General features: G+C 65.1%; 22 protein-coding genes and 1 pseudogene. 16 read left to right on the top strand and 7 right to left on the bottom strand.

Features of this window, described 5'->3' with window-relative positions:
- Window positions 1–135: 135 nt before the first annotated feature.
- Entirely contained in the window at window positions 136–345 is a 210-nt protein-coding gene (locus EN808_RS29400) for a hypothetical protein (RefSeq protein WP_127279348.1), read from the top strand.
- Window positions 346–417: 72 nt separating this feature from the next.
- On the opposite strand, the gene EN808_RS29395 is transcribed toward EN808_RS29400, so the two are convergent.
- Window positions 418–1,395 (bottom strand): GlxA family transcriptional regulator, encoded by a 978-nt coding sequence (locus EN808_RS29395; RefSeq protein ID WP_135917583.1) that lies wholly within the window; start codon window positions 1,393–1,395, stop codon window positions 418–420.
- 79 nt (window positions 1,396–1,474) lie between these two features.
- Here EN808_RS29395 and EN808_RS29390 point away from each other — a divergent pair, with 79 nt between their 5' ends.
- The 7 genes from EN808_RS29390 (at window position 1,475) to EN808_RS29360 (ending at window position 9,286) form a co-directional block, all read left to right on the top strand.
- Entirely contained in the window at window positions 1,475–2,392 is a 918-nt protein-coding gene (locus tag EN808_RS29390) for a 3-keto-5-aminohexanoate cleavage protein (protein WP_135917581.1), read from the top strand.
- A gap of 22 nt (window positions 2,393–2,414) precedes the next feature.
- Window positions 2,415–3,044 carry an HD domain-containing protein gene (locus EN808_RS29385; RefSeq protein ID WP_135917579.1) on the top strand — a complete coding sequence of 210 codons (630 nt, stop codon included), beginning with the start codon at window positions 2,415–2,417 and terminating at the stop codon, window positions 3,042–3,044.
- Entirely contained in the window at window positions 3,041–4,135 is a 1,095-nt protein-coding gene (locus EN808_RS29380; protein ID WP_127277789.1) for a carnitine 3-dehydrogenase, read from the top strand. The genes EN808_RS29385 and EN808_RS29380 overlap by 4 nt, the downstream gene beginning before the upstream one ends.
- A gap of 4 nt (window positions 4,136–4,139) precedes the next feature.
- Window positions 4,140–5,303 (top strand): acyl-CoA dehydrogenase, encoded by a 1,164-nt coding sequence (locus tag EN808_RS29375; protein ID WP_127277788.1) that lies wholly within the window; start codon window positions 4,140–4,142, stop codon window positions 5,301–5,303.
- Window positions 5,304–5,390: 87 nt separating this feature from the next.
- Complete coding sequence (locus EN808_RS29370) at window positions 5,391–7,469, top strand: acetate--CoA ligase family protein (RefSeq protein ID WP_135917577.1); 2,079 nt, start codon at window positions 5,391–5,393, stop codon at window positions 7,467–7,469.
- Entirely contained in the window at window positions 7,462–8,244 is a 783-nt protein-coding gene (locus tag EN808_RS29365) for a carnitinyl-CoA dehydratase (protein ID WP_127277786.1), read from the top strand. Before EN808_RS29370 ends, EN808_RS29365 begins: the two co-directional genes overlap by 8 nt.
- A gap of 100 nt (window positions 8,245–8,344) precedes the next feature.
- On the top strand, window positions 8,345–9,286 hold the full coding sequence (locus tag EN808_RS29360) for an alpha/beta hydrolase (RefSeq protein WP_127277785.1): 942 nt from the start codon (window positions 8,345–8,347) through the stop codon (window positions 9,284–9,286).
- Window positions 9,287–9,304: 18 nt separating this feature from the next.
- Here EN808_RS29360 and EN808_RS29355 read toward each other — a convergent pair whose 3' ends face one another.
- Window positions 9,305–10,006, bottom strand: coding sequence for a GntR family transcriptional regulator (locus tag EN808_RS29355; RefSeq protein ID WP_189343558.1), 702 nt, complete (start codon window positions 10,004–10,006; stop codon window positions 9,305–9,307).
- Between the two features lie 215 nt (window positions 10,007–10,221).
- Between EN808_RS29355 and EN808_RS37695 the strand changes: the two genes are divergently transcribed.
- The 8 genes from EN808_RS37695 (at window position 10,222) to EN808_RS29315 (ending at window position 18,573) form a co-directional block, all read left to right on the top strand.
- On the top strand, window positions 10,222–10,800 hold the full coding sequence (locus EN808_RS37695) for an extracellular solute-binding protein (RefSeq protein ID WP_281041840.1): 579 nt from the start codon (window positions 10,222–10,224) through the stop codon (window positions 10,798–10,800).
- Entirely contained in the window at window positions 10,797–11,261 is a 465-nt protein-coding gene (locus EN808_RS37690) for an extracellular solute-binding protein (RefSeq protein WP_281041839.1), read from the top strand. Before EN808_RS37695 ends, EN808_RS37690 begins: the two co-directional genes overlap by 4 nt.
- A gap of 75 nt (window positions 11,262–11,336) precedes the next feature.
- Window positions 11,337–12,422 carry an ABC transporter ATP-binding protein gene (locus tag EN808_RS29345; RefSeq protein ID WP_127277783.1) on the top strand — a complete coding sequence of 362 codons (1,086 nt, stop codon included), beginning with the start codon at window positions 11,337–11,339 and terminating at the stop codon, window positions 12,420–12,422.
- Window positions 12,419–13,345, top strand: coding sequence for an ABC transporter permease (locus tag EN808_RS29340; protein WP_127277782.1), 927 nt, complete (start codon window positions 12,419–12,421; stop codon window positions 13,343–13,345). The genes EN808_RS29345 and EN808_RS29340 overlap by 4 nt, the downstream gene beginning before the upstream one ends.
- Window positions 13,342–14,142, top strand: coding sequence for an ABC transporter permease (locus EN808_RS29335; protein WP_127277781.1), 801 nt, complete (start codon window positions 13,342–13,344; stop codon window positions 14,140–14,142). Before EN808_RS29340 ends, EN808_RS29335 begins: the two co-directional genes overlap by 4 nt.
- A 47-nt stretch (window positions 14,143–14,189) precedes the next feature.
- The gene (gene ggt / locus EN808_RS29330) at window positions 14,190–15,776 is read left to right on the top strand and encodes a gamma-glutamyltransferase (RefSeq protein WP_135862769.1); all 1,587 of its coding nucleotides are present in this window, start codon (window positions 14,190–14,192) and stop codon (window positions 15,774–15,776) included.
- Window positions 15,777–16,069: 293 nt separating this feature from the next.
- Complete coding sequence (locus EN808_RS29320; protein ID WP_189343559.1) at window positions 16,070–17,590, top strand: acyl--CoA ligase; 1,521 nt, start codon at window positions 16,070–16,072, stop codon at window positions 17,588–17,590.
- A 2-nt stretch (window positions 17,591–17,592) separates the two neighbouring features.
- A complete protein-coding gene (locus EN808_RS29315; RefSeq protein WP_127278044.1) occupies window positions 17,593–18,573 on the top strand; it encodes a 2-dehydropantoate 2-reductase in 981 nt (326 codons plus the stop codon).
- Window positions 18,574–18,646: 73 nt separating this feature from the next.
- Here the strand turns inward: EN808_RS29315 and EN808_RS29310 are convergent, their stop codons facing one another.
- From EN808_RS29310 to EN808_RS29280, 5 genes and pseudogenes are all read right to left on the bottom strand, one after another.
- Window positions 18,647–19,486: a hypothetical protein gene (locus EN808_RS29310; protein WP_127278045.1), complete on the bottom strand. Its 840-nt coding sequence runs from the start codon at window positions 19,484–19,486 to the stop codon at window positions 18,647–18,649.
- A 338-nt stretch (window positions 19,487–19,824) separates the two neighbouring features.
- A pseudogene (locus tag EN808_RS29305) lies at window positions 19,825–20,103 on the bottom strand (branched-chain amino acid ABC transporter permease); the annotation flags it as partial.
- Window positions 20,104–20,129: 26 nt separating this feature from the next.
- Window positions 20,130–22,061, bottom strand: a complete 1,932-nt coding sequence (locus EN808_RS37235; RefSeq protein WP_189522207.1) for an ABC transporter ATP-binding protein — start codon at window positions 22,059–22,061, stop codon at window positions 20,130–20,132.
- Window positions 22,062–22,269: 208 nt separating this feature from the next.
- Window positions 22,270–23,214 carry an acetamidase/formamidase family protein gene (locus tag EN808_RS29285; protein ID WP_127278046.1) on the bottom strand — a complete coding sequence of 315 codons (945 nt, stop codon included), beginning with the start codon at window positions 23,212–23,214 and terminating at the stop codon, window positions 22,270–22,272.
- Window positions 23,204–24,847 carry an ABC transporter substrate-binding protein gene (locus EN808_RS29280; RefSeq protein ID WP_135917575.1) on the bottom strand — a complete coding sequence of 548 codons (1,644 nt, stop codon included), beginning with the start codon at window positions 24,845–24,847 and terminating at the stop codon, window positions 23,204–23,206. The genes EN808_RS29285 and EN808_RS29280 overlap by 11 nt, the downstream gene beginning before the upstream one ends.
- Window positions 24,848–24,893: the final 46 nt, after the last annotated feature.

The raw sequence follows: 24,893 nt of genomic DNA, 5'->3' as shown, positions 1-24,893 counted from the left end.
GCGCCATGCTGAAACCTACGACAAGGTTTTGCCCCTTGCCGCCTCTCAATGACCTCGCTCTTGCCTTCAAACTGCCGTCACGAATCTCGTATAGGTATCGCTCGTGGCGGGAGAGGAAGAAGGAGGCGAACCGATATGCAGAACGAACGTGAAATCGACGCCCTGCTCTCACCTGGCGAAGCCGGATCGATCATTGACCGGCTGATGGCAATGCCGCATCCAAAACAGGGCGCACGCAGCACCAATGAATGGGACCGCGCCGTTGCCAGCCGCTTCGAGACCCATCTCGCGCGGCAGATGCGCTCGCAGATCGACGGCGGCAGCGACCGCCGGAATGCTGCCTGACTTCCCGAATCAACCCTGGCCGAATCAACTCCGGCCCGAATCAACCCAGGCCCCAATCAACCCCGGCCCCAATCAACCCCGGCGAAGCCTGACAGGGGCTTCGCCGAAAGCTCTTGAAAATGCCCTGGAAAAAGCCGCGGCCGACGAGAACCCCGTCCGCCCGGCAATATCCGCCATGGCGATCCGCGTGTCGACCACGAGCCGGCGCGCGGCGCCCAGCCGCAGCCTGAGATAATAGGCGCCCGGCGTCTCGCCGATCGACTTGCGAAAGATGCTTTCCAGGGTCCGCGCCGTCACCCCGGCGCGTTTGGCGACCGCCTCGACGGTCAACGGCTGATCGACATGCGATTCCATCAGCCGGATGGCCTGCGCCAGGCGCGGATCATAGCCGTCGAGCCGGCCGAGCGAGACCAGCGGCTGGGCATCGGTCGAGGCCCGGGCCTGGTCGTAGATGAAGACGCTGGCGACATCGAGCGCCACGGCCATGCCGAGGCGCGTGCGAATGAGATGCAGCATCAGGTCGAAAGTCGGCGACGCGCCGCCCGAGGTGAACACCGGCCCGTCGATGACATAGCGGTCCGGACGGACGTCGACGCCAGGGAAGGCCGAGGAAAAATCCTCCATGTCCTCCCAATGGGTGGTAGCGCTGCGCCCTTCCAGCAAGCCGGCACGCGCCACCAGCCAGGTGCCGGCCTCGACCCCGCCGCACGCGCGGGCCGCTCGCGCCGCCCTCCGCAAACCTGAAAGCAGACCCGACGTCGCGTAATTCTGCGTGCCGAAACCGGCGACGACGACGAGAACGTCGGTCGGCTCCGCCGCGTCGAAACGCCCGCTGACCGCGACCGGCAGGCCGCAGGTGGTGACCGGAGCCTCGCCGGTGACCGAGACCAGCTTGAAATCGAACAGGGTCTCGCCGGAGATGCGGTTGGCGGCGCGCAGCGGGTCGACGGCCGAGGCGACGCACATGATCGACGACCCGGAAAACACCAGGAACGTCACCTTGAGGGTCTCGCGTTCGGCGCGAAAGACAGATTTTTCGCTTTTGATCATATCGCCTTCGTAAAACGCAAAGCAGCCTGGATCAAGGCGAGCGATGCTAGTGGCTGTTTCGAATGGGAGGAGAGTTTCGATGCCGCTCGCGATGAACCGTGAGGTTTTCATTACCTGTGCCGTGACCGGTTCCGGCGGCTCGCAGGACCGCAGCCCGCATGTGCCGCGCTCGCCCAAGCAGATCGCCGACTCGGCCATCGATGCGGCCAAGGCGGGTGCGGCCATCGTCCATTGCCATGTGCGCGACCCCGAAACCGGCAAGCCCAGGCGCGACGTGCATCTCTATCGCGAGGTGACCGAGCGTATCCGCGCGGCTGACGTCGACGTCATCCTGAACCTGACCGCCGGCATGGGCGGCGACATGGTGTTCGGCTCGCCGGAAGCGCCGTTGCCGCTCAACGAAAAGGGCACCGACATGGGCAGCGCCACCAACCGCATGGAACATGTGCGCCAGTGCCTGCCGGAAATCTGCACGCTGGACTGCGGCACCATGAATTTCGCCGAAGCCGACTATGTCATGACCAACACGCCCGGCATGCTGCGTGCCATGGGCGGCATGATGACGGCGCTCGGCGTCAAGCCGGAAATCGAGGCCTTCGACACCGGGCATCTCTGGTTCGCCAAGCAACTGGTCGAGGAAAAGGTGCTCAACCCCGACGCGCTGGTGCAGCTTTGCATGGGCGTGCCGTGGGGCGCGCCCGACGACCTCAACACCTTCATGGCGATGGTCAACAACGTGCCGTCGACCTGGAACTGGTCGGCTTTCGCCATCGGCCGCAACCAGATGGCCTATGCGGCGGCGGCAGTGCTCGCCGGCGGCAATGTCCGCGTCGGCCTGGAAGACAATCTCTGGCTCGACAAGGGCGTGCTGGCGACCAATGCGCAACTGGTCGAGCGCGCCGCCTCCATCGTCACCAATCTCGGCGCCAGAATTCTTGGCCCCGAAGAAGTGCGCAAGAAGCTCAACCTGACCAAGCGAGCGCCGATAGCGGCATAAATTATTCGCAGGGAGGGTCGCTATGGCTACCGTCAAATTCACCGCGATGAAGGATGGCGACAGGCAAGACTACGAGTTCCTGACCGCCCATGAAATCGACTATGCGGCCAAGACCGGCGAGCGGCTGCTCGACGCGCTGGTCCAGCTCGACGAAGGCCTGTCCGGCTACAAGATCACCCGGCTCGGCCATTCGATGCAGGCGGCGACACGGGCCTGGCGCGACGGCGCCGACACCGACTGGATCGCCTGCGCGCTGCTGCACGACATCGGCGACATCTACGCGCCCTACAATCACGACGAATACGCCGCGTCGATCCTGAAACCTTTCGTGCGCGAGCAATGCACTTGGGTGGTGGAGAAGCACGGCGATTTCCAGCGCCTCTATTACGCCCATCATCTCGGCGGCAATCGCCATGCGCGCGACCGCTTCGCCGGCCATGCCTATTTCGACGATTGCGATGCGTTTTGCGAGCGCTGGGACCAGTCGAGCTTCGACCCCGATTATGAGACGCTGCCGATCGAATTCTTCCGGCCGTTCGTGCTCGAAGTCTTCGCCCGCAAGGCCTACGACCCGTCGGTCATCCGCGCCGGCGAGCGCGTGCCCCTCACCGATCCCGAAACCGCCAGGACAAGAACCGGAGCCTCTCAATGAGCATCATCAACAAGGCGGCCGCCATTGGCGGCGGTGTCATCGGCGCCGGCTGGGTCGCGCGCCTGCTCTTGAACGGCATCGACGTCTCCATTTTCGATCCCGATCCCGAAGCCTCGCGCAAGGTTTCGGAAGTGATGAAGGGCGCGCGCCGCGCCTATAAGCAGATGGTGCCCGGCGGTCTGCCCAAGGAGGGCAAGCTGACCTTCGCCAAGACGATCGCCGAAGCGGTCGCCGATGCGGACTTCATCCAGGAAAGCGTGCCGGAACGGCTCGATCTCAAGCACAGGGTGCTGGCCGAGATCGACGCGCATGCGCCGGCCAACGCCATTGTCGGCTCCTCGACCTCGGGCATCAAGCCGACCGACATGCAGGTGGCGATGAAGAAGCATCCGGAGCGCTTGGTCGTCGGCCATCCGTTCAACCCGGTCTACCTGCTGCCGCTGGTCGAGATCGTCGGCGGCGACCAGACCTTCCCCGAGGCGGTCGAGGTCGCCAAGGAGATCTATGCCTCGATCGGCATGAAGCCGGTCGTGATCCGCAAGGAGATCGAGGCCTTCGTCGGCGACCGCCTGCTCGAAGCCGCCTGGCGCGAGGCGCTGTGGCTGATCAAGGACGGCATCTGCACGGTCGAGGAACTCGACGACATCATGCGTTATGGCTTCGGCCTGCGCTGGGCGCAGATGGGCATGTTCCAGGTCTACCGCGTCGCCGGTGGCGAGGCCGGCATGCGCCACTTCATGGCTCAGTTCGGGCCCTGCCTGAAATGGCCGTGGACCAAGCTGATGGACGTGCCGGAGTTCAACGACGAGCTGGTCGACCTGATCGCCACCCAGTCGGACGACCAGGCGCATGGCCTGTCGATCCGCGAGCTGGAAAAGATCCGCGACGACAATCTGGTCGCGATCATGGATGCGCTGTCGAAGCAGAACAAGGGCAAGGGCTGGGGCGCCGGCGCGCTGCACAAGGATTATACCAAACAGCTCGCCAAGCTGGCGGCGAAGAAGCCCGCGGCTTCAAAGGCGGCGGAAAAGGCCAAGGCCGCCAAGCCGGTGAAGAAAGCCGAAAAGCCGAAGAAAAAGAAGAAGGGCTGAGACCATGGATTTCGGTCTTTCGGAAGAGCAAAAGCTCATTGTCGAGACGACGCGTGCCTTCGTCGAGAACGAGCTTTATCCGCATGAGCGCGAGGTCGAGCGCACCGGCGTGCTGCGCCGCGAGCTGATCGAGGAGATCAAGGCCAAGGCGATCGAGGCCGGGCTCTATGCCGCCAACATGCCGGCCGATGTCGGCGGCGCGGGGCTCGATACGGTGACCTGGCTGCTTTACGAGAAGGAACTCGGCCGGGCCAATTACGCGCTGCACTGGACCTGCGTGGCGCGTCCTTCCAACATTCTGCTCGCCGGCACGCCGGAGCAGCGCGAAAAGTACCTTTTCCCCTGCATCCGCGGCGAGAAATGGGATTGCCTGGCAATGACAGAGCCGGGCGCCGGCTCCGATCTGCGCGGCATGAAGGCATCAGCCGTGCAGGATGGCGACGACTGGGTGCTGAACGGCACCAAGCACTTTATCTCGCACGCCGATCTCGCCGATTTCGCCATCGTCTTCATGGCCTCGGGCGAGGAGGAGTCTGCGCGCGGCAAACGCAAGAAGATCACCGCCTTCTTCGTCGACAAGGGCACCAAGGGTTTCACGGTGCGCGACGGCTATCGCAACGTCTCGCATCGCGGCTACACCAACGCCATTTTGGAGTTCGACGATTGCCGGCTGCCGGCATCCCAGGTTCTGGGCGAGGTGCACAAGGGCTTCGACGTCGCCAATTCCTGGCTCGGCGCCACGCGTCTGCAGGTCGGCGCCACCTGTCTCGGCCGTGCCGAGCGGGCGCTTGGCCATGCCGTCGAATACGCCGCGCAGCGCCAGCAGTTCGGCCAGCAGATCGGCAAGTTCCAGGGCGTGTCGTTCAAGCTCGCCGACATGGCGACGGAACTCAAGGCCGCCGACCTGATGGTCTTCGAAGCCGGCTGGAAGTACGATCAGGGCACCGTCACCGACCAGGACATGGCCATGGCCAAGCTGAAGGCCACCGAAATGCTCGCCTTTGTCGCCGACGAGGCAATCCAGATCCATGGCGGCATGGGGTTGATGGACGACCTGCCGCTGGAGCGCATCTGGCGCGATGCCCGCGTCGAGCGCATCTGGGAAGGCACTTCGGAGATTCAGCGACATATTATTTCGCGGGCGCTGCTGCGTCCGTTCGGCGCTTAGAGCATGATCGCGCAAAATCGGGATTCGGTTTTGTCGGGCAAACAAGATCGTTTGTCCTGAGATCGCGCAAAAAACGAAAAGATGACCATGCATAAACTTGAACGTCTCCTGCGCCCGAAATCGATCGCCGTGTTCGGTGGCGTGCAGGCCGCCGCCGTCGTGGCGCAATCGATCAAGATGGGCTTTGCCGGCGAGATCTGGCCTGTGCACCCGACCAAGGACGAGGTGGCCGGCCGCAAGGCCTACCACTCGGTCGCGGATCTGCCCGGCGCGCCGGATGCCGCCTTTGTCGGTGTCAACCGGCACCTGACCATCGAGGTGGTCAAGGCGCTGGCCGAGCGCGGGGCCGGCGGCGCCGTCTGCTTTGCCGCCGGATTTCTCGAAACCGAGGCTTATGACGACGACGGCGAACGGCTGCAGGCCGAACTGGTCGCGGCCGCCGGCCAGATGCCGATCATCGGGCCGAACTGCTACGGCCTGATCAACTATGCCGACGGCGCGCTTTTGTGGCCCGACCAACATGGCGGCATCAGGCTGGACGAAGGCGGCAAGGGCGTCGCCATCATCACCCAGTCGTCCAACATCGCCATCAACATGACGATGCAGAAGCGCGGCCTGCCGATCGCCTTCCTGATGACCGCCGGCAACCAGGCGCAGACCGGCCTGTCGGAAATGGCGCTCGGCCTGATCGAGGATGAGCGTGTGACGTCGCTCGGCCTGCATATCGAGGCCTTCGACTCGGTAGCCGGCTTCGAGCGCCTAGCCGCACGGGCGCGCGAGCTCAGGAAACCGATCATCGCCATGAAGGTCGGCCGGTCCGAACAGGCGCGGCAGGCAACCGTTTCGCACACCGCATCGCTGGCCGGCTCGGACGCTGCTTCCGGCGCCTTCCTGAGGCGGCTTGGCATTGCGCGTGTCGATTCCATCCCCGCCTTCATCGAGGCGCTGAAGCTGCTGCACATCACCGGCCCGCTGCCTGGCTACAAGCTCTCGTCGATGAGCTGTTCGGGCGGCGAAGCGTCGGTCATGGCCGACAGTGCCGAAGGGCGCTGGGTCAACTTCCCGGTGCTGACCGACACCCACCGCGCCCATGTCAAATCGACCCTCGGGCCGCTGGTCGCGGTGGCCAACCCGTTGGACTACCACACCTTCATCTGGAACAACGAGCCGGCGATGACGGCCACCTTCACCGCCATGGTGTCGGGCGGCTTCGACTTGAACATGCTGGTGCTCGACTTCCCGCGCCCCGACCGCTGCTCGGTGACCGACTGGTGGGCGACGCTGCGCGCCTTCGAATCGGCGCTGAAGACCAACAAGGCGCATGGCGCCATTGTTTCCTCGCTACCGGAGAACCTGCCCGAGGAATACACCGCCGAGCTGATGGCGCGCGGCATGGTGCCGCTGTTCGGCATTTCCGAGGCGATGGACGCCGCAGGCGCGGCAGCCTTCATCGGCTGGGCATGGGCTGAACCGCAGGCGCAGCCGGTCGACACATCCGCTGCCGGCGCGGCTGGCGGCGACCACGTCACGCCCGACGAGGCCGAAGCCAAGGCGCGGCTGATCAAGGCCGGGCTTCCCGTGCCCAAGGGCGAGCGCGCCGGCAATGCGGTCGAGGCGGTGATTTCGTCCATGGCGCTCGGCTTTCCGGTTGCCCTGAAGGCTCTTGGCGTCACCCACAAATCCGAGGTCGGCGCTGTCCGGCTCAACCTCAAGGATGCCGAGTCGGTCAGCACGGCGGCGCATGACCTGTTGCCGCTCGGCACCGGGCTCTATGTCGAGCGCATGGTGCGCGACGGCGTCGCCGAACTGATCGTCGGCTTCACCAGGGATCCGATGTTCGGCGCCGTCATGACGCTGGGCACCGGTGGCGTGCTGGTCGAACTGCTGCGCGACAGCGTCACGCTGATGCTGCCGGCGACGCGCGACGACATCGAGGCCGCGCTGCGCGGGCTGAAACTGTTCCCGCTGCTCGAAGGCTATCGCGGCCGGCCGAAGGCCGATGTCGCCGCCGCCATCGACGCGATCGCTGGCATCGCCGGTTTCGTGCAGGAGAATGCCGGCGAGATCGAGGAACTCGACATCAATCCGCTGATCGTCTGCACACAGGGCAAGGGCGCCTGGATCGCCGACGCGCTGCTGGTGCTGGGAGAGACCAAGAATGTCTGACGTCATTTCGACTCGCCGCGAAGGCACCATCCTGGAGGTCACGCTCGACCGCCCCAAGGCCAATGCGATCGACCTGAAAACCTCGCGGCTGATGGGCGAGACCTTCAAGGTGTTCCGCGACGACCCGGAACTGCGGGTCGCCATCGTCAAGACCGCCGGCGACAAGTTCTTCTGCGCCGGTTGGGACCTGAAGGCCGCGGCCAGCGGCGACGCGGTCGACGGCGACTATGGCGTCGGCGGTTTTGCCGGGCTGCAGGAGCTGCGTGACCTCAACAAACCGGTCATTGCCTGCGTCAACGGCATGGCGGTCGGCGGCGGCTTCGAGCTGGCGCTGTCCTGCGACCTCATCTACGCCTCGGACCATTCCTCCTTCGCACTGCCCGAAATCCGTGCCGGCACGCTGGCCGACGCGGCGACGATCAAGCTGCCGAAGCGCATCCCTTATCATGTCGCCATGGACCTTCTGCTCACCGGCCGCTGGATGGATGTCGCCGAGGCGCATCGCTGGGGCCTGGTCAACGAGGTGCTGCCCAAGGAAAAGCTCGAGGACCGCGTTTGGGAGATCGCCCGCCTGCTCGCCAGCGGCCCGCCGCTGGTCTTCGCCGCGATTAAGGAGACGGCGCGGGTGGCCGAGGCGCTGACCTTCCAGGATGCGATGAACAAGGTGACGCGCCGGCAGTTGCCGACCGTCGACGCGCTCTATGGGTCGGAGGACGGTATGGAAGGGTTCCGTGCCTTCGCCGAAAAGCGCGAGCCTGTGTGGAAGGGGAAGTGACACTGGAGATGATGGCGCCAGGCACCCCCCTCTGCCCTGCCGGACCCGTTAGGCCAGAGGGCGGCCCCTGGGCGCATTCGTTGCTGTCCGGTCTCCCTTCATGACCGACTACGCAAAACTCATCGATGCCGAGACCTGGGCCTTTATCGAGCGGACCAATTCCTATTATCCGCCCGACACGATCGACTACACGGTCGCGCGGCAGCGCGCGATCTATGACCGGATGTGCCGCGAGTTCTTTGCCGGCTATCCCGAGGGCGTGACGGCCGAAACCACGGTTATCGCCACGCCCGCGCGAGACGTCCCGATCCGCATCTACCGCAACGCGACGCCGGACGATGCGGCGATGGTGGTCTACATCCATGGCGGCGGCTTCATTCTCGGCGGGCTGGACAGCCATGACGATGTCTGTGCCGAACTTTGCGGCCGCACCGGTCATGAAGTGGTTTCGGTCGATTACCGGCTGGCGCCTGAACATCTGCATCCGGCCGCTTTCGATGATGCGATGAGCGCCTTCGAATGGGCGGCCCGTACCTACGATCGCCCGGTCGTGCTGTGCGGCGACAGCGCCGGCGGCAACCTTTGCGCCGCCGTTGCACACGCGACGCGTGGCCATGTGAAAAAGCCGATCGGCCAGGTGCTGATTTATCCCGGTCTCGGCGGCGATCGCTTGCGCGGCTCCTATGTAAGGCACGCCGAAGCGCCGATGCTGACGGTACGCGATCTCGAATTCTACAAGCACATCCGAACCGGGGGCGTGGATCAAACCGGCGACATCACGCTGTCGCCGCTGGCCGATGCCGATTTCGCCAATTTGCCGCCGACCGTGCTGATCACCGCCGAATGCGACCCCTTGTCATCCGACGGCGAGGCTTATCGCGACCGCATCGTCGCGGCCGGCGGGCGCGCCACCTGGTTCGAGGAGCCCGGCCTGGTGCACGGCTATCTCAGGGCCCGGCACAGCGTCGGCCGCGCCCGCGCGAGCTTCACCCGGATCGTCGATGCGGTGGCGACGCTCGGAAAGGGCGGCTGGACCTGGTAGGGCCGGGGGCCATCCCGCTCAGGAGGCCTTGGCCAGGAAACTCTGATAGTCCGATTTCGCCTGCAGCAGGCGCAGCACGTTCTCGCGCGATCCCCGCACATGGGCGCGCGCCAGGGCGCCGGCCTTAGCGGCATCGCCGGCGCAGATCGCCTCGACGATCCGGGCATGCTCGTCGCGGGCGATCTTCCATTCATCGAGCCACAAGAGTTCGGTCCAGACATAATGCTGGCACTTGTCGAGGATGCCGCACAGCATGCCGTGCAGCATCGCGTTGCCGCTGATTTCGGCGATGACACGGTGCAGGTCGATGCCGACTTCCAGTTCCTGGAATTTCTCGCGCGTGGTGCGATCCGGGATGGCGGCCAGCCGTTCGCATTCGGCCAGCATGGCGCGCAGCCGCGCCTTGTCCTTGTCGGTCGCCGCGGTGGCCGCGAGTTCGGTCGCATGGCCGTCGAGCAGTTCGCGGATGTCGAAGGCCTCGCGGAACATGTTGATGTCGAACTCGGTGACGGCATAGCCCTGGCGCGGCCGGCCGGTGACCAGCCCGTCGCGCTCCAGCCGATTGAAGGCTTCGCGCACCGGCGTGCGGCTGACATTGAGTTTCGCCGCGATGTCGCTTTCGGTGACGCGCGAGCCCGGCGGAATCTGGCCGGTCACGATCATCGCCTTGAGCGCGGAATAGACCGAGTCGCGCAGTGTGTTTTTGGTTTCCTTGGCCAAGTTCCGTTCCCAGTTCTCCAGCCGCTTTAGCCGGACATTGCCTCGTTTGTAGTCGCAGTCGGCGCAATTTGCCACGCCTGCGGCATCGTCCCATCGCGTCGAACTGATCGTGCCTGTCGCAGTTGACAACATCGATCTCTCGGCTACATTCTAAATTGTATACAAAATCGCATGCCAAATCAAAAACAAATGGGAACACCGGTCGGAGAACCGAAATGAACAGGATCAGAAACGTTAGCGTTGTGGCGATCGCGGGCCTCGTGGCGGCGTTCGCAGTGCCCGCCGTCGCCGCCGACACGATCACCGTCGCCTCGTGGGGCGGCACCTATCAGGAGGCGCAGACCAAGGCCTTCTTCAAGCCGACCGCCGATGCGCTCGGCATCACCATCAAGGAAGACACCACCAACGGCCTCGACGACGTGCGGCTGCAGGTGACCGGAAATGCAGTGAAGTGGGACATCACCGAGCTCGGCGCCGACGAATGCGCGCGCGGCTCGAAGGAAGGCCTGTTCGAAAAGCTGGATTACGGCATTATCGACAAGAGCGGCATCAACCCGAAATTGGTGCATGACGACTGGGTCGGCATTTCCTACACCTCCGTCGTGTTGATCTACCGGACCGATGTCTTCGGCGACAAGGGCCCGAAGACCTGGGCCGACTTCTGGAACGTGGAAAAATTCCCGGGACGGCGCGCGTTGAGCAGCAGCCAGGCGACGGAGACGCTGAGCGTTGCCGCACTCGCCTCGGGCCTGCCGATCGACAAGTCTATCCGGTCGATGTCGATAGCGCCTTGAAATCGGTCGACAAGATCCGCGGCCATGTCGATGCCTGGTGGACCTCCGGTGCCCAGGCCATGCAACTGGTGAAGGACGGCGAAGTCGACATGGCGAGCATCTGGAACGGACGCGCCGGCACCCTGAAGAAGGCAGGCGCGCCGGTCAGCTTCTCCTTCGACCAGGGCGTGCTCACCGCCGACTGCATGGTCATCCCCAAGGGCGCCAAGAACAAGGAAGCGGCGATGAAAGCGCTGGCGATGTTCGTCAGCCCGCAATTGCAGGCCAATCTGCCGCTCTATGTCGACAATGGGCCGGTCAACGAGAAGGCCTTCGAGACCGGCAAGATCCCGCCCGAGCGGATCAAGGACATCAATTCGGCGCCCGAAAACGTCAAGAAGCAGGTGCTGCAGGATGCCGAGTTCTGGCGCGACAACCTTGTCGAGGCGACGGAGAAGTTCAACAATCTGATCCAGCAATAGGCCGGAACCCTGACATTGCGGGGCGGCGCGAACGCCGCCCTGCTCCTTCAGCCTTCTGCCCAGGAGAGAAGAACCTTGTCCATTGCACCATCCGCGCTGCCGATCAGCATGCGCCGGATCGAGAAGAGATTTGGCAGCGTGCCGGTGCTGCGCGACCTGAACCTCGATGTCGAGGCCGGCGAGTTCCTGACCCTGCTTGGCCCCTCCGGCTCGGGAAAGACGACGCTGCTGATGATCCTGGCCGGTTTCGTCAGGGCCAATGCCGGGAGCATCAAGGTCGGCGGCGACGAGATCATCACCACGCCGCCGCACAGGCGCAATATCGGCATGGTGTTCCAGAACTATGCGCTGTTTCCGCATATGAACGTCTTCCACAACATCGCCTTCCCGCTGAAACAGCGCGGCGTCGCGGCCGGCGAGACGGCGCAGCGGGTGGAGAAGGCGCTGGAGCTGGTGAAATTGCAGGGACTGGGCGAGCGCCGCGTCGACCAGCTCTCCGGCGGCCAGCGCCAGCGTGTGGCCCTGGCGCGCGCCATCGTCTTCGAGCCGCGCATCGTCTTGATGGACGAACCGCTGTCGGCGCTCGACAAGGGCCTGCGCGAGCACATGCAGATCGAGTTGCGCGCGCTTCATCGCCGTCTTGGCATGACGACGGTCTATGTCACGCACGACCAGCGCGAAGCCATCACCATGTCTGACCGCATCGCCGTGATGAACGGCGGCCGCATTGAACAGCTCGATCGGCCCGAAACGCTTTACGCCGCGCCGAAGACACAGTTCGTGGCCGGCTTCATAGGCGAATCGAACTTCATCCCGGTCGAAAGCCGCAACGGATCGGTCTGGTATGGGGACAGGCGGATCCAGACCGGGGCACCGACACCGCCGGCTGGCCCGCATCTGATGGTGGTGCGACCGGAGAAGCTCAGGCTGGTCACGGCAGCTGACCCGTCGGCCGGCATCAATGTGCTCGAAGCGACGGTCAGCGACATCATTTACCAGGGCGACAGTTTCGTTTGCTACGCCAGCCTGCGCGACGGCCGGCAGCTGACGTTGCGCGACTATTGCCGCAGCGATGTGCTGGCCAGGATGCCGGCGCCCGGCCAGCCGATCATGCTCGGCCTCGACGCGAAGGACACGATCCTGGTGGCGGCCGAGGGATGAGCGCGCAATCCGCCCTGCTGAAGGAGATCGCCGGCCCGGCAGGGCAGGATCTCAACGCGCAGGCGCTGCGCGCCGACGCGCGGCGTGAGTCGCTGCGGCTGCTGGCGCTGCTGGCGCCGAGCCTGTTCCTCGTCTGCGCCATCATCATCGTGCCGATCGGCTGGCTGTTCTGGCTGTCGCTGTTCGACGAGACCGGCGCCTTCAGCGCCGCCAATTATGCGCGTTTCTTCGAACAGGCCTCCTACATCAAGACCTTCATCAGCACCTTCAAGGTCGCCTTCATCGTCACCGGCGCCTGTGTGCTGCTCGGCTATCCCCTGGCCTATATGCTGTCGCAACTGCCGCGCCGGGCCGCGTCGATCTGCCTGATCTTCGTCATCCTGCCGTTCTGGACCTCGGTGCTGGTGCGCACCTATGCCTGGCTGGTGATCCTGCAGCGCAAGGGCCTGATCAACAGCTGGCTGATCGATCTGGGCGTGATCAGCCAACCGCTGTCGCTCGCCAACAATTTCTCCGGCGTGGTCATCGGCATGACGCACATATTGCTGCCATTTCTCGTTTTGCCGCTCTATGCCTCGATGAAGACCATCGACACCGACTGCCTGCGCGCCGGCATGAATCTCGGCGCCGGCCCGGCCGCGACGTTCCGGCAGGTCTTCTTTCCGCTGTCGCTGCCCGGCCTCGCCTCGGGCGTGGTCATCGTCTTCGTGCTGTGCCTCGGCTTCTTCGTCACCCCGGCGCTGATGGGGGGCGGCAAGGTGGTGATGTGGGCGATGCGCATGGAACAGACCACCAGCCTCTATTCCAACTGGGGCGCCGGTGCGGCACTCGGCGTCGTGCTGCTGGTGGTCACGCTGGCGCTGCTCGGCCTGTTCCAGTGGCTGCTCGGCGCGCGCGCCACCGGCGTATGGAGCTCGCGATGAGCGACGGTATCGGCCTGCCGATCTCGCACCGGCAACGCCTGTGGCTCTACGGCTTCGGCGGCCTCGTGCTGTTGTTCCTGATCGCGCCGTCGGTCATCATCGTCATCATGTCGTTTTCGGATTCGACGCTGCTGCAATTCCCGCCGCAGCAATGGTCGCTGCGCTGGTACCAGAGCTATTTCCAGTCGCTGGAATGGCGCGATGCGACCATCGTGTCGGTCAAGGTAGCTATCATGACCGCGCTGGTGGCGACGCCGCTCGGCACCACTGCCGCCTATGCGATCAACCGGGGCACGCTGCGCTTCAACGGCACCATCAACGCGCTGCTCACGGCGTCGCTGATCATCCCGGTGATCCTGGTCGGTATCGGCACCTTCTTCCTCTACGCGCGCATCGGCCTCAACAACACGCTGACCGGCCTCGTTATCGCGCATACGGTGCAGGCGCTGCCGCTGGTGGTGCTGACGGTGCTTTCGGGCCTGCGCTCCTACGACATGAACCAGGAGCGGGTGGCGCGCAGCCTGGGTGCGGGACGCATCGCGGCCTTCTGGCAGGTAACGATGCCGCAGATCCGCTTCTCGATCGTCTCGGGCGCGCTATTTGCCTTCATCACCTCCTTCGACGAAGTTGTCGTCTCGCTGTTCATCTCGGGCGGCGAGACCACCACCCTGACGCGCCGCATGTTCAACGCGCTGCGCGACCAGATCGACCCGACCATCGCTGCCATCTCGACCTGCCTGATCGTGCTGTCGGTGCTGCTTTTGTCGCTGGCACAGATTTTCGGCCGGCGGCATTGATTTCATCGGACCAATTCGCAGAAATGACCTAGGGATATCCAGACAGAATGCGTGATTTCCAGTTTCCCGGCCGCTCGCCGGTTCGTGCCACCGAAGCGATCGCCGCGACATCGCATCCGCTTTCGACGCTTGCGGCCATCGAGATGCTGCGCGTCGGCGGCAATGCGATGGATGCCGCCATCTGCGCCGCCGCCGTGCAGGGCGTGGTCGAGCCGCAATCGACCGGCATCGGCGGCGATTGCTTTGTCCTTTACTGCCCCAGGGGACAGAGCGAGGTGCTGGCCTTCAACGGCTCTGGCCGGGCGCCGGCGGCCGCGACCGTCGACTGGTATCGCGACAAGGGCTTTAGCGAACTTCCCAAACAGGGGCCGCATGCGGTGACCGTGCCGGGCGCCATCGACGCCTGGTGCCGGCTGCTGGAAGACCATGGCAGCAAGAGCCTGGCCGAGGTGCTGGCGCCGGCGATCCACTATGCCGAGAACGGCTATGTCGTACACGACCGCGTCGCCTTCGACTGGGCCGAACCCGAAACCGACCTTTCCGCCGACGAGCATGCCGCCCGCATCTTCCTGCCGGGTGGCGTGGCGCCCAAGGCCGGCGACGTGCACCGGCAGCCGGAGCTTGCCGCCACCCTGCGCATCATCGCCAAACAGGGCCGCGCCGGTTTCTACGAAGGCGCGATGGCCGACGACATGGTGCGCCGGCTCAAGGAACTGGGCGGGCTGCATTCGCATGAGGATTTTGCCGCGACCCGGGGCGACTATGTGGCGCCGGTGAGCATCAGCTATGGCGGCCACGAGATCCACCAGATGCCGCCGAACAACCAGGGCCTGACGGCGCTGTTGATGCTGAACGTGCTGTCGGGCTTCAAGCTTGGCGAGCTCGATCCCAACGGCGCCGAGCGCCTGCATCTGGAGATCGAGGCCGGGCGGCTGGCCTATCGCGACCGAGACCGTTTCGTCGGCGACCAGGACCGTGTCCAGGTGCCGGTGCGAGAGCTCCTGTCGACCGCCTATGCCGAGCGGCTGCGCGCCCAGATCGACCGCGAGCGCGCCATGACCCACCTGCCGGATGTGCAACTGCCCGGCAGCGACACGGTCTATATCTCGATTGTCGACCGCGACCGCAACGCGGTCTCGTTCATCAACTCGACCTATTATTCCTTCGGCAGCGGCGTGGTCGGCCCGAAGAGCGGCGTGGTCCTGCAGAACCGCGGCTCAAGCTTCCGCCTCGATCCGGCGCACCCCAACGCGATCGCGCCCGGCAAGCGGCCGATGCACACGATCATGCCGGGCATGGCGACAAGGAACGGCCGCGTGGTGATGCCGTTCGGCGTGATGGGCGGCGGCTACCAGCCCTTCGGCCATGTCCACCTTCTGACCAACATGATCGATTTCGGCATGGACCCGCAGCAGGCGCTGGACGCGCCGCGCGTGTTCTACAATGACGGCATGGTGGAGGCGGAGCGCAACGTGCCCACCGAGGCGATCGAAGGCCTGCGCCGGCGCGGCCACGCCATCGCCGAGCCGCACCATCCGCTCGGCGGCGGACAGGCGGTGCTGATCGACTGGGAGAAGGGAACGCTGACCGGGGCGTCGGACCCGCGCAAGGACGGGATGGCGCTGGGATATTGAGGTATGGGTACCGGTAGAGCGTACTGATGGGATTCAGTTCAAGGTTGCTCGCTACTTCTCCAGGCGCTGGCGCTGCCCCTCACCTGCCTGCCGGCATCCTCTCCCCGTATAGTGACGGGGGAGAGGGACGCTCCGCTCCCTCGGCGCTTTTCTGCAACGCTGGCAGTTGGCGAAACCATCGGCGAACAGCCCTTTCCCCCGTCGCTATACGGGGAGAAATGCCCGGCAGGGCAATGAGGGGCGGCGCGAACCTCCGCTGGACTTTCACAAGCTTTGAAACATAGTCGGTGATCATGACCCAAACCCACCCAGACCTCTCCCGCCGCCTCGCCGCCGGAGACGACAACGCCCCCGCCATCCTGGCGCCCGACAGGCCCACGCTGACCCATGGCGGTCTGCGCGCGCTGATCGCCGCCACCGCCACTCAGCTGCACGCCCTCGGCATCGGCCAGGGCGACCGGGTGGCGATCGTGCTGCCGAACGGACCGGAGATGGCGACGGCCTTCATCGCGGTGGCGGCCACAGCCTCGACGGCGCCGCTCAATCCGGCCTACCGGGCCGACGAACTCGATTTCTATCTCACCGACATCGGCGCCAAGGCTATCCTCGTCGCGGAGACCGAGACCGGTCCGGCCGTGACGGTGGCCGAGCGTCTCGGCATCGGCGTGCTGCGGCTCATCGTGCAGCCAGATGCTCCGGCCGGCAGCTTCATCATCGAGGGCAAGGCGGTCGGCCCGCAGGCGGCGCCCGCCATGGCGGGGGACGACGACATCGCGCTGTTGCTGCACACCTCCGGCACGACGTCGCGGCCCAAGCTGGTGCCGCTCAGCCATGCCAATGTCGCGGCCTCCGCCCGCCATATCGGCGCGACGCTCGGCCTGACGGCCAGCGATCGCTGCCTCAACATCATGCCGCTGTTCCACATCCATGGGCTGATCGCGGCGGTGCTGTCGTCGCTCGCCGCCGGCGGCAGCATCTACTGCACGCCGGGCTTCAACGCGCTGCGCTTCTTCCAATGGCTGAGTGACGCGAAACCAAGCTGGTACACGGCCGTGCCGACCATGCACCAGGCGATCCTGGCGCGCGCGGCGCGCAATGAAGGCGTGCTGGCAGCAGCTAAGCCGCGCTTCATCCGCTCGTCCTCGGCATCGCTGCCGGCGCAGGTCATGGCCGAACTCGAAGCGACCTTCGGCTGCCCGGTCATCGAATCCTATGGGATGACCGAGGCCGCGCACCAGATGGCCTCGAACCGGCTGCCGCCGGGCTTGCGCAAACCGGGCAGCGTCGGTGCGGCGGGCGGACCCGAAGTGGCGGTCATGGCGCCGGACGGACGGCTGATGCAGGCCGGCGAAACCGGCGAGATCGTCATTCGCGGACCCAATGTCACGTCAGGCTACGAGAAGAACCCGGACGCCAACGCCACGGCCTTTGCGCATGGCTGGTTCCACACCGGCGACCAGGGCGTGCTCGACGGCGACGGCTATCTCAAGGTTACCGGCCGGCTGAAGGAGATCATCAACCGCGGCGGCGAAAAGATCTCGCCGCTCGAGGTCGACGACGTGCTGATGGACCATCCGGCGGTGGCGCAGGTCGTCACCTTCGCCATGCCGCATGACAAGCTTGGCGAGGAGGTGGCGGCGGCCGTGGTGCTGCGCGAAGGCATGAGCGCCACCGAGGGCGATATCCGCGCCCACGCCGCGACCCGGCTCGCCGATTTCAAGGTGCCGCGCAAGGTGCTGATCCTGGACGAGATCCCCAAGGGCGCCACCGGCAAGCTGCAGCGCATCGGGCTCGCCGCCAAGCTCGGGCTCTGACGATGAAGATCACCATCTTCGGCGCCGGCGCCATCGGCGGCTATCTCGCGGCCAAGCTGGCCATCGCCGGCCGCACCGATCTGTCGATCGTCGCCCGCGGCGCGCATCTCGAAGCGATCAAGGCAGATGGCCTGCGCCTGATCGAGGACGGACAGGAAACGACCGCCCCGGTCAGGGCCGCCGCCAAGGCGGAAGAGCTTGGCGCGCAGGATTATGTCGTGCTGGCGCTGAAGGCGCATTCCGTCGCGCCCGCGCTCGACCAGATCGCACCGCTGCTTGGGGACCACACATCCGTCGTCACCATGCAGAACGGCGTGCCGTGGTGGTATTTCTACAAGGCCGGCGGCGCGCTCGAAGGCACCAGGCTGCAGCAGGTCGATCCCGGCGGCACGGTCTGGGAACGGCTCGGCCCGCAGCGTGTCATCGGCTCGGTCGTCTATCCCGCCGTCGAGGTCGACGCGCCCGGCCTCATCCGCCATGTCGAGGGCAGGCGCTTCTCGCTCGGCGAGCCCTCGGGCGAGAAGAGCGAACGGACCATGCTTCTGGCCGGGGAGTTGGTCAAGGCCGGGCTGCAGGCGCCGGTCCGCGACGACATACGCGGCGAAATCTGGATAAAGCTGTGGGGCAACCTCTCCTTCAATCCGATCTCGGCGCTGACCGGCAGCACGCTGGCGGGAATCGTCGCCGACGAGGGCACCCGCACGCTCGCCCGCGCCATGATGCTGGAAGCGCAGGCGATCGGCGAAAGCCTCGGCGTGCGCTTCCCCATAGACGTCGACCGCCGCATCAAGGGCGCCGGCGATGTCGGCGAACACAAGACCTCGATGCTGCAAGACCTGGAACGCGGCCGCCCTATGGAGATCGACGCGCTGGTGGGCGCGGTGCAGGAACTGGGGCGGCTGACGGGGCAGCCGACGCCGGCGATCGACGGGGTGCTGGCGCTGGTGCGGCGGCTGGCGGTGGAGCGCGGGTGTTACGGGTGAGGAGGCGGGCTGAGCCTGCGCTTGCGCGCCATCCCTCTCGACAAGAGCTGAACGCGATCGAAAGCAGGCGTGCTCAGTTGGTGCTGGTTGTTGCGGTAAACCCGCACTGCTTCTGTTCCATCTCGATCTGTTTCGTGATGCGGACGGCGTTCTGTGCGTAGGCCTCCGTCACCGAGCCACTATTCACGGTCTTGTCCTTCAGTGGGCTGACGCCCGCGCAGAGATGGAAAACATGCGGCTCCGTGGACTTCGCGGCTCCGTTTTCGGGCGCGATCCAGTAGACGACATCCTGACCGGCGGGATTTGCCGCGTCCTTCGTCGCCGCAGCCACCGCGGCCGAGTCGGTGGCTATCGCCTGCGCCTGGGCGGCGACGTCGGGCGAACAGGCGGTGGTGGGCTGCCCCGACTTGATCTGGGCTGCGCAGGCGTTCATATCCTGGGTGTATTGTTCGACCGACGGGGGTTTGAAACTGATCCCCATGACAGTCGCGAGCACGGCCAGCGCAGCGCCGAGGCCGCCGGCAACCTTCTTGGTCTGCGGATCCATGTTTTTGTCGGTGAGGATCAGGAAAACCAGCGGGAGGAAGGCTATCAGCGTGATGATTGCGCCGAGCTGGTTTTGGAAGAAGAACCTGGCTGTGTCGGATGCACGGGCCGGATCGTGCCTGTTGGCCGCCTTCCACAGCAAATTGCCGGCGATTGCGAAAATCGCAATGCCGACCAGAAGGCCGATGATCAGCGGCAGGTGTCCCTGGTCGAACCTGTTCTGGCGAAGCAGAATAATCCCGTAGATCTCGCCGCCAATGGCGACGATCCACGACAGTGCGGCGAAAAGGCGAAGACGCGTGGCGGAGGACTTCTGGCCCTGCGTCGCTTGCCAATCCTTGGTAACGTCTGGCTTGTTGTCGGTCATTGACCAGATCCCCTGATATCGACACTTATGCGAGCGGCATTGGACCAGAAGGCCAACCCGCCCTGCGCTGCGTCATTCAACAAACGTCACCTGCCTTAGCGACGCGGCGAAAACGCGAATACCATAGCAGGCTTCATCCCCATCCATATTGCGCATGATTGGATCCGTCCATACCCACGGAGGCGGACGCCTATGCGGCGATGGCTCCGTTCTTCTTCATCTCCGGCTCGAACTTGACGCTGCCTTCTCGCTTGCCTCGCCGATCAAGACGTTCCCACTCTGGGCAAAGCGCCCCTTGCGGCAGCCCGCTCAATCGCGGTTAGTCGATCTGGAGCTGATCAGCCCCTGCCCGGCCGTTTGAGAAGCCGCGCGTAAAGTTCGCCGACGATGCCGCGTCGGAAAATGGGCACGCACACCATGAAGATCAGCCCCGTCGCGATGGTCACCGGGAAGCCTGACGTGGCCAGCGTGTTTTCCAGGCCGACGACGAGGCTGGCGCCGATGATCGGGCCGACCATGGTGCCGATGCCGCCGAGAAGCGTCATCAGGATCACCTCGCCCGACATCTGCCAGGTGACGTCGGTGAGGGTGGCGAACTGGAAGACGATCGCCTTGAGGGAGCCCGGCCAGCGGCGGCCGTCCCTCAGCCCTCGGCGGCGACGAGATGGCCGTCGCCGACGTCGCTCAGCGCCAGTTTCAGCGGCGCCTCGCCGATCCGGCGCGTCGCGCTGGGGATTTCCTGATCGAGGCGGGCGAAACGGTTTCTGCGCCGCGCGGGATCGGGCACCGGCACGGCTTCGATCAGCCTTTTGGTGTAGGGGTGGCGCGGGTTTGAAAAAACCTGGTCGCGCGAGCCCATCTCGACGATCTGGCCGAGATACATGACGGCGACACGGTCGGAGATGTTCTCGACCACGGCCATGTCGTGCGAGATGAAGAGATAGGCGACACCGAATTCGCGCTGCAGTTCCTTCAACAGGTCGAGCACGCGCGCCTGCACCGAGACGTCGAGCGCGGAGACGCTTTCATCGGCGATGATCAGTTTTGGCCTGAGCGCCAGCGCACGCGCGATGCAGACACGCTGGCGCTGGCCGCCGGAAAATTCGTGCGGATAGAGCTCCATCTGATCCGATGACAGGCCGACACGATCGAACAAGGCCGCGACCCGCTCGCGGCGCTCTTCCTTCGAGGCGATGCCGTGGATGACCAGCGGCTCGGCGACGAGGTCGCCGACGCGCATGCGCGGGTCGAGCGAAGCAAACGGATCCTGAAAGATCATCTGCACGTCGCGGCGCACCGCCTTGCGCTCGTCCCGGCCGAGGCCGGACAGGTTGCGGCCGCCGACGACGATGTCGCCGCTATACGGCACCAGCCCGGCCAGCGCCTTGGCGGTGGTCGACTTGCCGCAGCCGGATTCGCCGACCAGCGCCAGCGTCTCGTTGGGCGCGATCGAGAAGCTGACGCCCTCGACGGCATGGACGCGGCGGGTGACCCGACCGAAGACGCCGCCGCGCAGGTCGAAGCGGACGTGGAGGTCTTTGACCATGGCGACGGGGGTTGAGTGCTCGGCGGAAGGCCCCCTCATCCGGCCCTGCGGGCCACCTTCTCCCCGTGGGGGAGAAGAGGAGGTTGACGCCACGGCCAGTTCCTCCTCTTTCCGTTGGGCAAAGGAGACTGGCGCGAACGTCGAAGAACTCCTCTCCCCTGGGGGAGAGGTCAGCCGAGCGGAGCGGAGGCTGGGTGAGGGAGCCGGCGCCGAGTCCGGATCCCGTCGCTTGCCGATACGCGGCACGGCGGCGAGCAGCTCGCGCGTATAATCGGCTTGCGGGTGAGCGAAAATGTCAGATGTCTTGCCTTCCTCGACCATGCTTCCATGCCGCATGATGATGACGCGGTCGGCCATCTCGGCGACCACGCCCATGTCGTGGGTGATCAGGATGACGCTGGTGCCATGCTGCCGTTGCAGGTCCCGCAGCAGCTCCAGCACCTCGCCCTGCACGGTGACGTCGAGCGCCGTCGTCGGCTCGTCGGCGATCAGCACGTCGGGCTCCAGCGCCAGCGCCATGGCGATCATCACCCGCTGGCGCATGCCGCCGGAGAGCTCATGCGGAAACTGTTTTAGCCGGCTTTCGGCTTCCGAAATGCGCACCGCCTTCAGCGCCTCGATGGCACGCTGGCGGGCCTGCGCAGGCGTCAGGCTGGTGTGCGCCTCGATGGATTCGGTGAGCTGGCGACCGATCGACAGCACCGGATTGAGCGATGTCATCGGCTCCTGGAAGATCATGGCGATACGGTCGCCGCGGATACGGCGCATGCGGCGTTCGTCAAGCGTGGTCAGCTCGGTGTCGGCCAAACGGATGGTGCCGGCGGAGATGCGCGCGGCGGGCTGCGGCAGCAGCTGCATGATGGCAAGCGCGGTCATGGACTTGCCGGAGCCGGACTCGCCGGCGATGCAGAGCGTTTCGCCGCGCTCGAGCGTCAGGGAGAGGTTGGAGACGACCTCGCGGGAGCCCTCCTCGCCGCGCACGGAGACGGAGAGGTTGGCGATGGTGAGGATGGGGTTGGTGGTGGTCATTGCAGGCGCAGGCTTCCGAGAGGTTTAGCGCGGCACGCCCCCCTCTGTCCTGCCGGACATCTCCCCCTCGAGGGGGGAGATTGAACGGCACGCAGGGCTTCGCCAATTTCCAACGCTGCAATGGGGGAAGCCGGCATGAATGACAGCCAATCTCCCTCCTTGAGGGGGAGATGCCCGGCAGGGCAGAGGGGGGTGCGGCGCCGACCCCTCATTCAAACACGCAACGCGGAAAATAGAACGACACCACCCAGTTGGGCATGTCGACGATCTCACTGATGCGGAGATCGCCGCAGACCGAGGCCAGCATGTAGGCCTCGACGGGATCTATTTTGTAGCGGCCCGCCAACAAATCGACCATCTGCGCGACCGCTTCCTTCGCGCCCGTCATCAGGTCGGGGCCTATGCCGGTCGTCACCTCATAGCCCTTGGCGTCGAGATGGCGCGTCACCGGGCCAGATGTGGTGAAGCGTGGCGTCTTCAGCCGCGCATCTTTCACCAAATCGAGCTTGAGCACGACGTCCATCGGGCTTTCGATCGCGGTGCCGCAGACCTCGCCGTCGCCTTGCGCGGCATGGGTGTCGCCGACCGAGAACAGCGCGCCCGCCACCTCCACCGGCAGATAGAGCGTGGTCCCGGCGGCAAGGTCGCGAATGTCGAGATTGCCGCCGACGCGACGTGGCGGCACCACCGAGTGGTGGCCCATCTCGGCCAGTGCATTGCCGATGGTGCCGGCAAAGGGCTTCAACGGCACGCGGGCATTTTTGCCGAACAATGCTGGCTCCAGTGAAGCCGCATCGTATTTCCAGATGTTCAGCGCCGGCTCCTTGAAGTCGTCGGCGAGCAGGCCGAAGCCCGGAATGTTCGCCGTCCAGCCGAAGCCGGACGGTTTGAACATCTCGATCGTCACCTTCAGCGCATCGCCGGGCTCGGCACCCTCGACGAAGATCGGTCCGGTAACCGGATTGATCCCCGCGAAGTCGAGCTTGGCAATGTCGGCGGCGGTGCTATCGGGCCTCAGCTGGCCACCGCCGGCATCGAGGCACTGGAACTCGATGGTGGAGCCGGGCGCCACGCGCTGCGCCGGGACAAACGAATTGTCCCAGCCGAAATGGTGATGGCGCCCGTGGATGGTGTAGTCGCAGTTATTGCACATCTTTTACGTACACATTGTCGTAGTTGATCGGGACATGGACCGGGTCCACGTAGAGGTTGTCGGCGCCGCCCATGCGGGCCGATTTCATGGTGAATCGCTGCTCGTTGAAGACCGGCGCCCAGGGCGCGTCCGCCATGATCTTCGCGTAGATGTCGCTCCACATCTTGCTGCGCTCCCCGGCCTTCGCAGGGTCGACAATCGAGTCGGCCTCGGCCGCCTTGGCGTCGAGGTCCTTGTTGCAATACCACGACCAGTTCCAGCCGCCCGGCACGGCACCGGCGCAGCCCAGGATTGGACCGTAGAAGTTCGACGGATCGGGGAAGTCGGCGATCCAGCCCATGCCGCCCGACCAGATCATCGGCGCGCCGGCCTTGTCGCCGCCGGCGGCGATGACGTTGGCCTGCGCCAGCGACTGGATGCTGGCCTTGATGCCGATCGCCGCAAGGTCCTGCTGGATCGCCTGGGCGATGCGTGGGTTGGGGTCGGTGTTCATGGCGAACAATTGCGTCTCGAAACCATCGGGATGGCCGGCCTCGGCAAGCAACGCCTTGGCCTTGGCGACGTCGTAGGGATAACCCTTGTACTCCTTGTCATAGCCCGGCATCGATGGCGGCAGCGGCTGGTTGGCCGGCACGGCGCGGCCGTTGATGATCTGGATGATGCGCGCCTTGTTGAGCGCCATGTTGACGGCCTGGCGCACCTTCACATTGTCGAACGGCGCCATGGTGGTGTTCATGGTGACATAGCCGGTGTGCAGCTGGCCGCCCTCGACGACGCGCGCCTTCTGCTCGGGATCGGCCATCACCTCCTGGAATTTTGCCGGAGGAATGCCGTCGAGCGGCAGGTCGATCTCACCTTTCTGCAGGCGCAGCAAAGCCACGATCGGCTCCTGGCCAACCTCGAAGGTGATCTTGTCGAGATGCGGCAGGCCTTTGTGCCAATAGTCCGGATTGCGCTCGAAGACGATGCGCTGGCCGAGCGTCCACTCGGCGAGTTTGAACGCCCCGGTGCCGACCGGATGCTTGCCGAAATCGGCGCCATATTTTTCGACCTCTTCCTTCGGCACGACATGCGAGAAGTTGATGGCCATGACATGCAGGAAGGTGGCATCGGGGCGGGTCAGCTCGAACTTGACCGTGTAGGGGTCGACGACGGTGACGCCGGAGAGGCCCTCGGCCTTGCCCGCGGCGACATCGTCATAACCCTTGATCGAGCCGAAGAAGCCGGCGCCGGGGCTCTGCGTCTTCGGGTTGGTGACGCGGTCGAGCGAATATTTGACGTCGTCGGCCGTCATCTCGCGGCCATTGTGGAATTTCACGCCGTGGCGCAGCTTGAAGGTGAAGGTCTTGCCGTCGGGTGAAATCTCGTAGCTCTCGGCGAGGTCGGGCTTGAGGTTGGTGGTGCCGGGCTCGTAATCCATAAGTCCGTCGAACAGGCTCTTGATCATCGACCAGTTCTGCCAGTCATAGCCGATCGCCGGATCGAGCGTCGTGACATCGTCCTTGTATGTGGCGATGATTTCGCCGCCCTGCCTGGCGTTGGGGTCGATCGTTTCCTCGGCGCGGGCGCTGGTCATGCCGAGCATCACCGCCAAGGCCGATGCGGCTACGGTCGATGCGAGAAACTTCTTCATTGTCGTGTTCCCTTTCTCTGTTTGTTTTCTGGTTTCATCCGGGCGC

Source organism: Mesorhizobium sp. M8A.F.Ca.ET.165.01.1.1 (assembly GCF_004792065.1).
Classification (GTDB): domain Bacteria; phylum Pseudomonadota; class Alphaproteobacteria; order Rhizobiales; family Rhizobiaceae; genus Mesorhizobium.
This window is presented reverse-complemented; position numbering and strand designations above follow the sequence as displayed.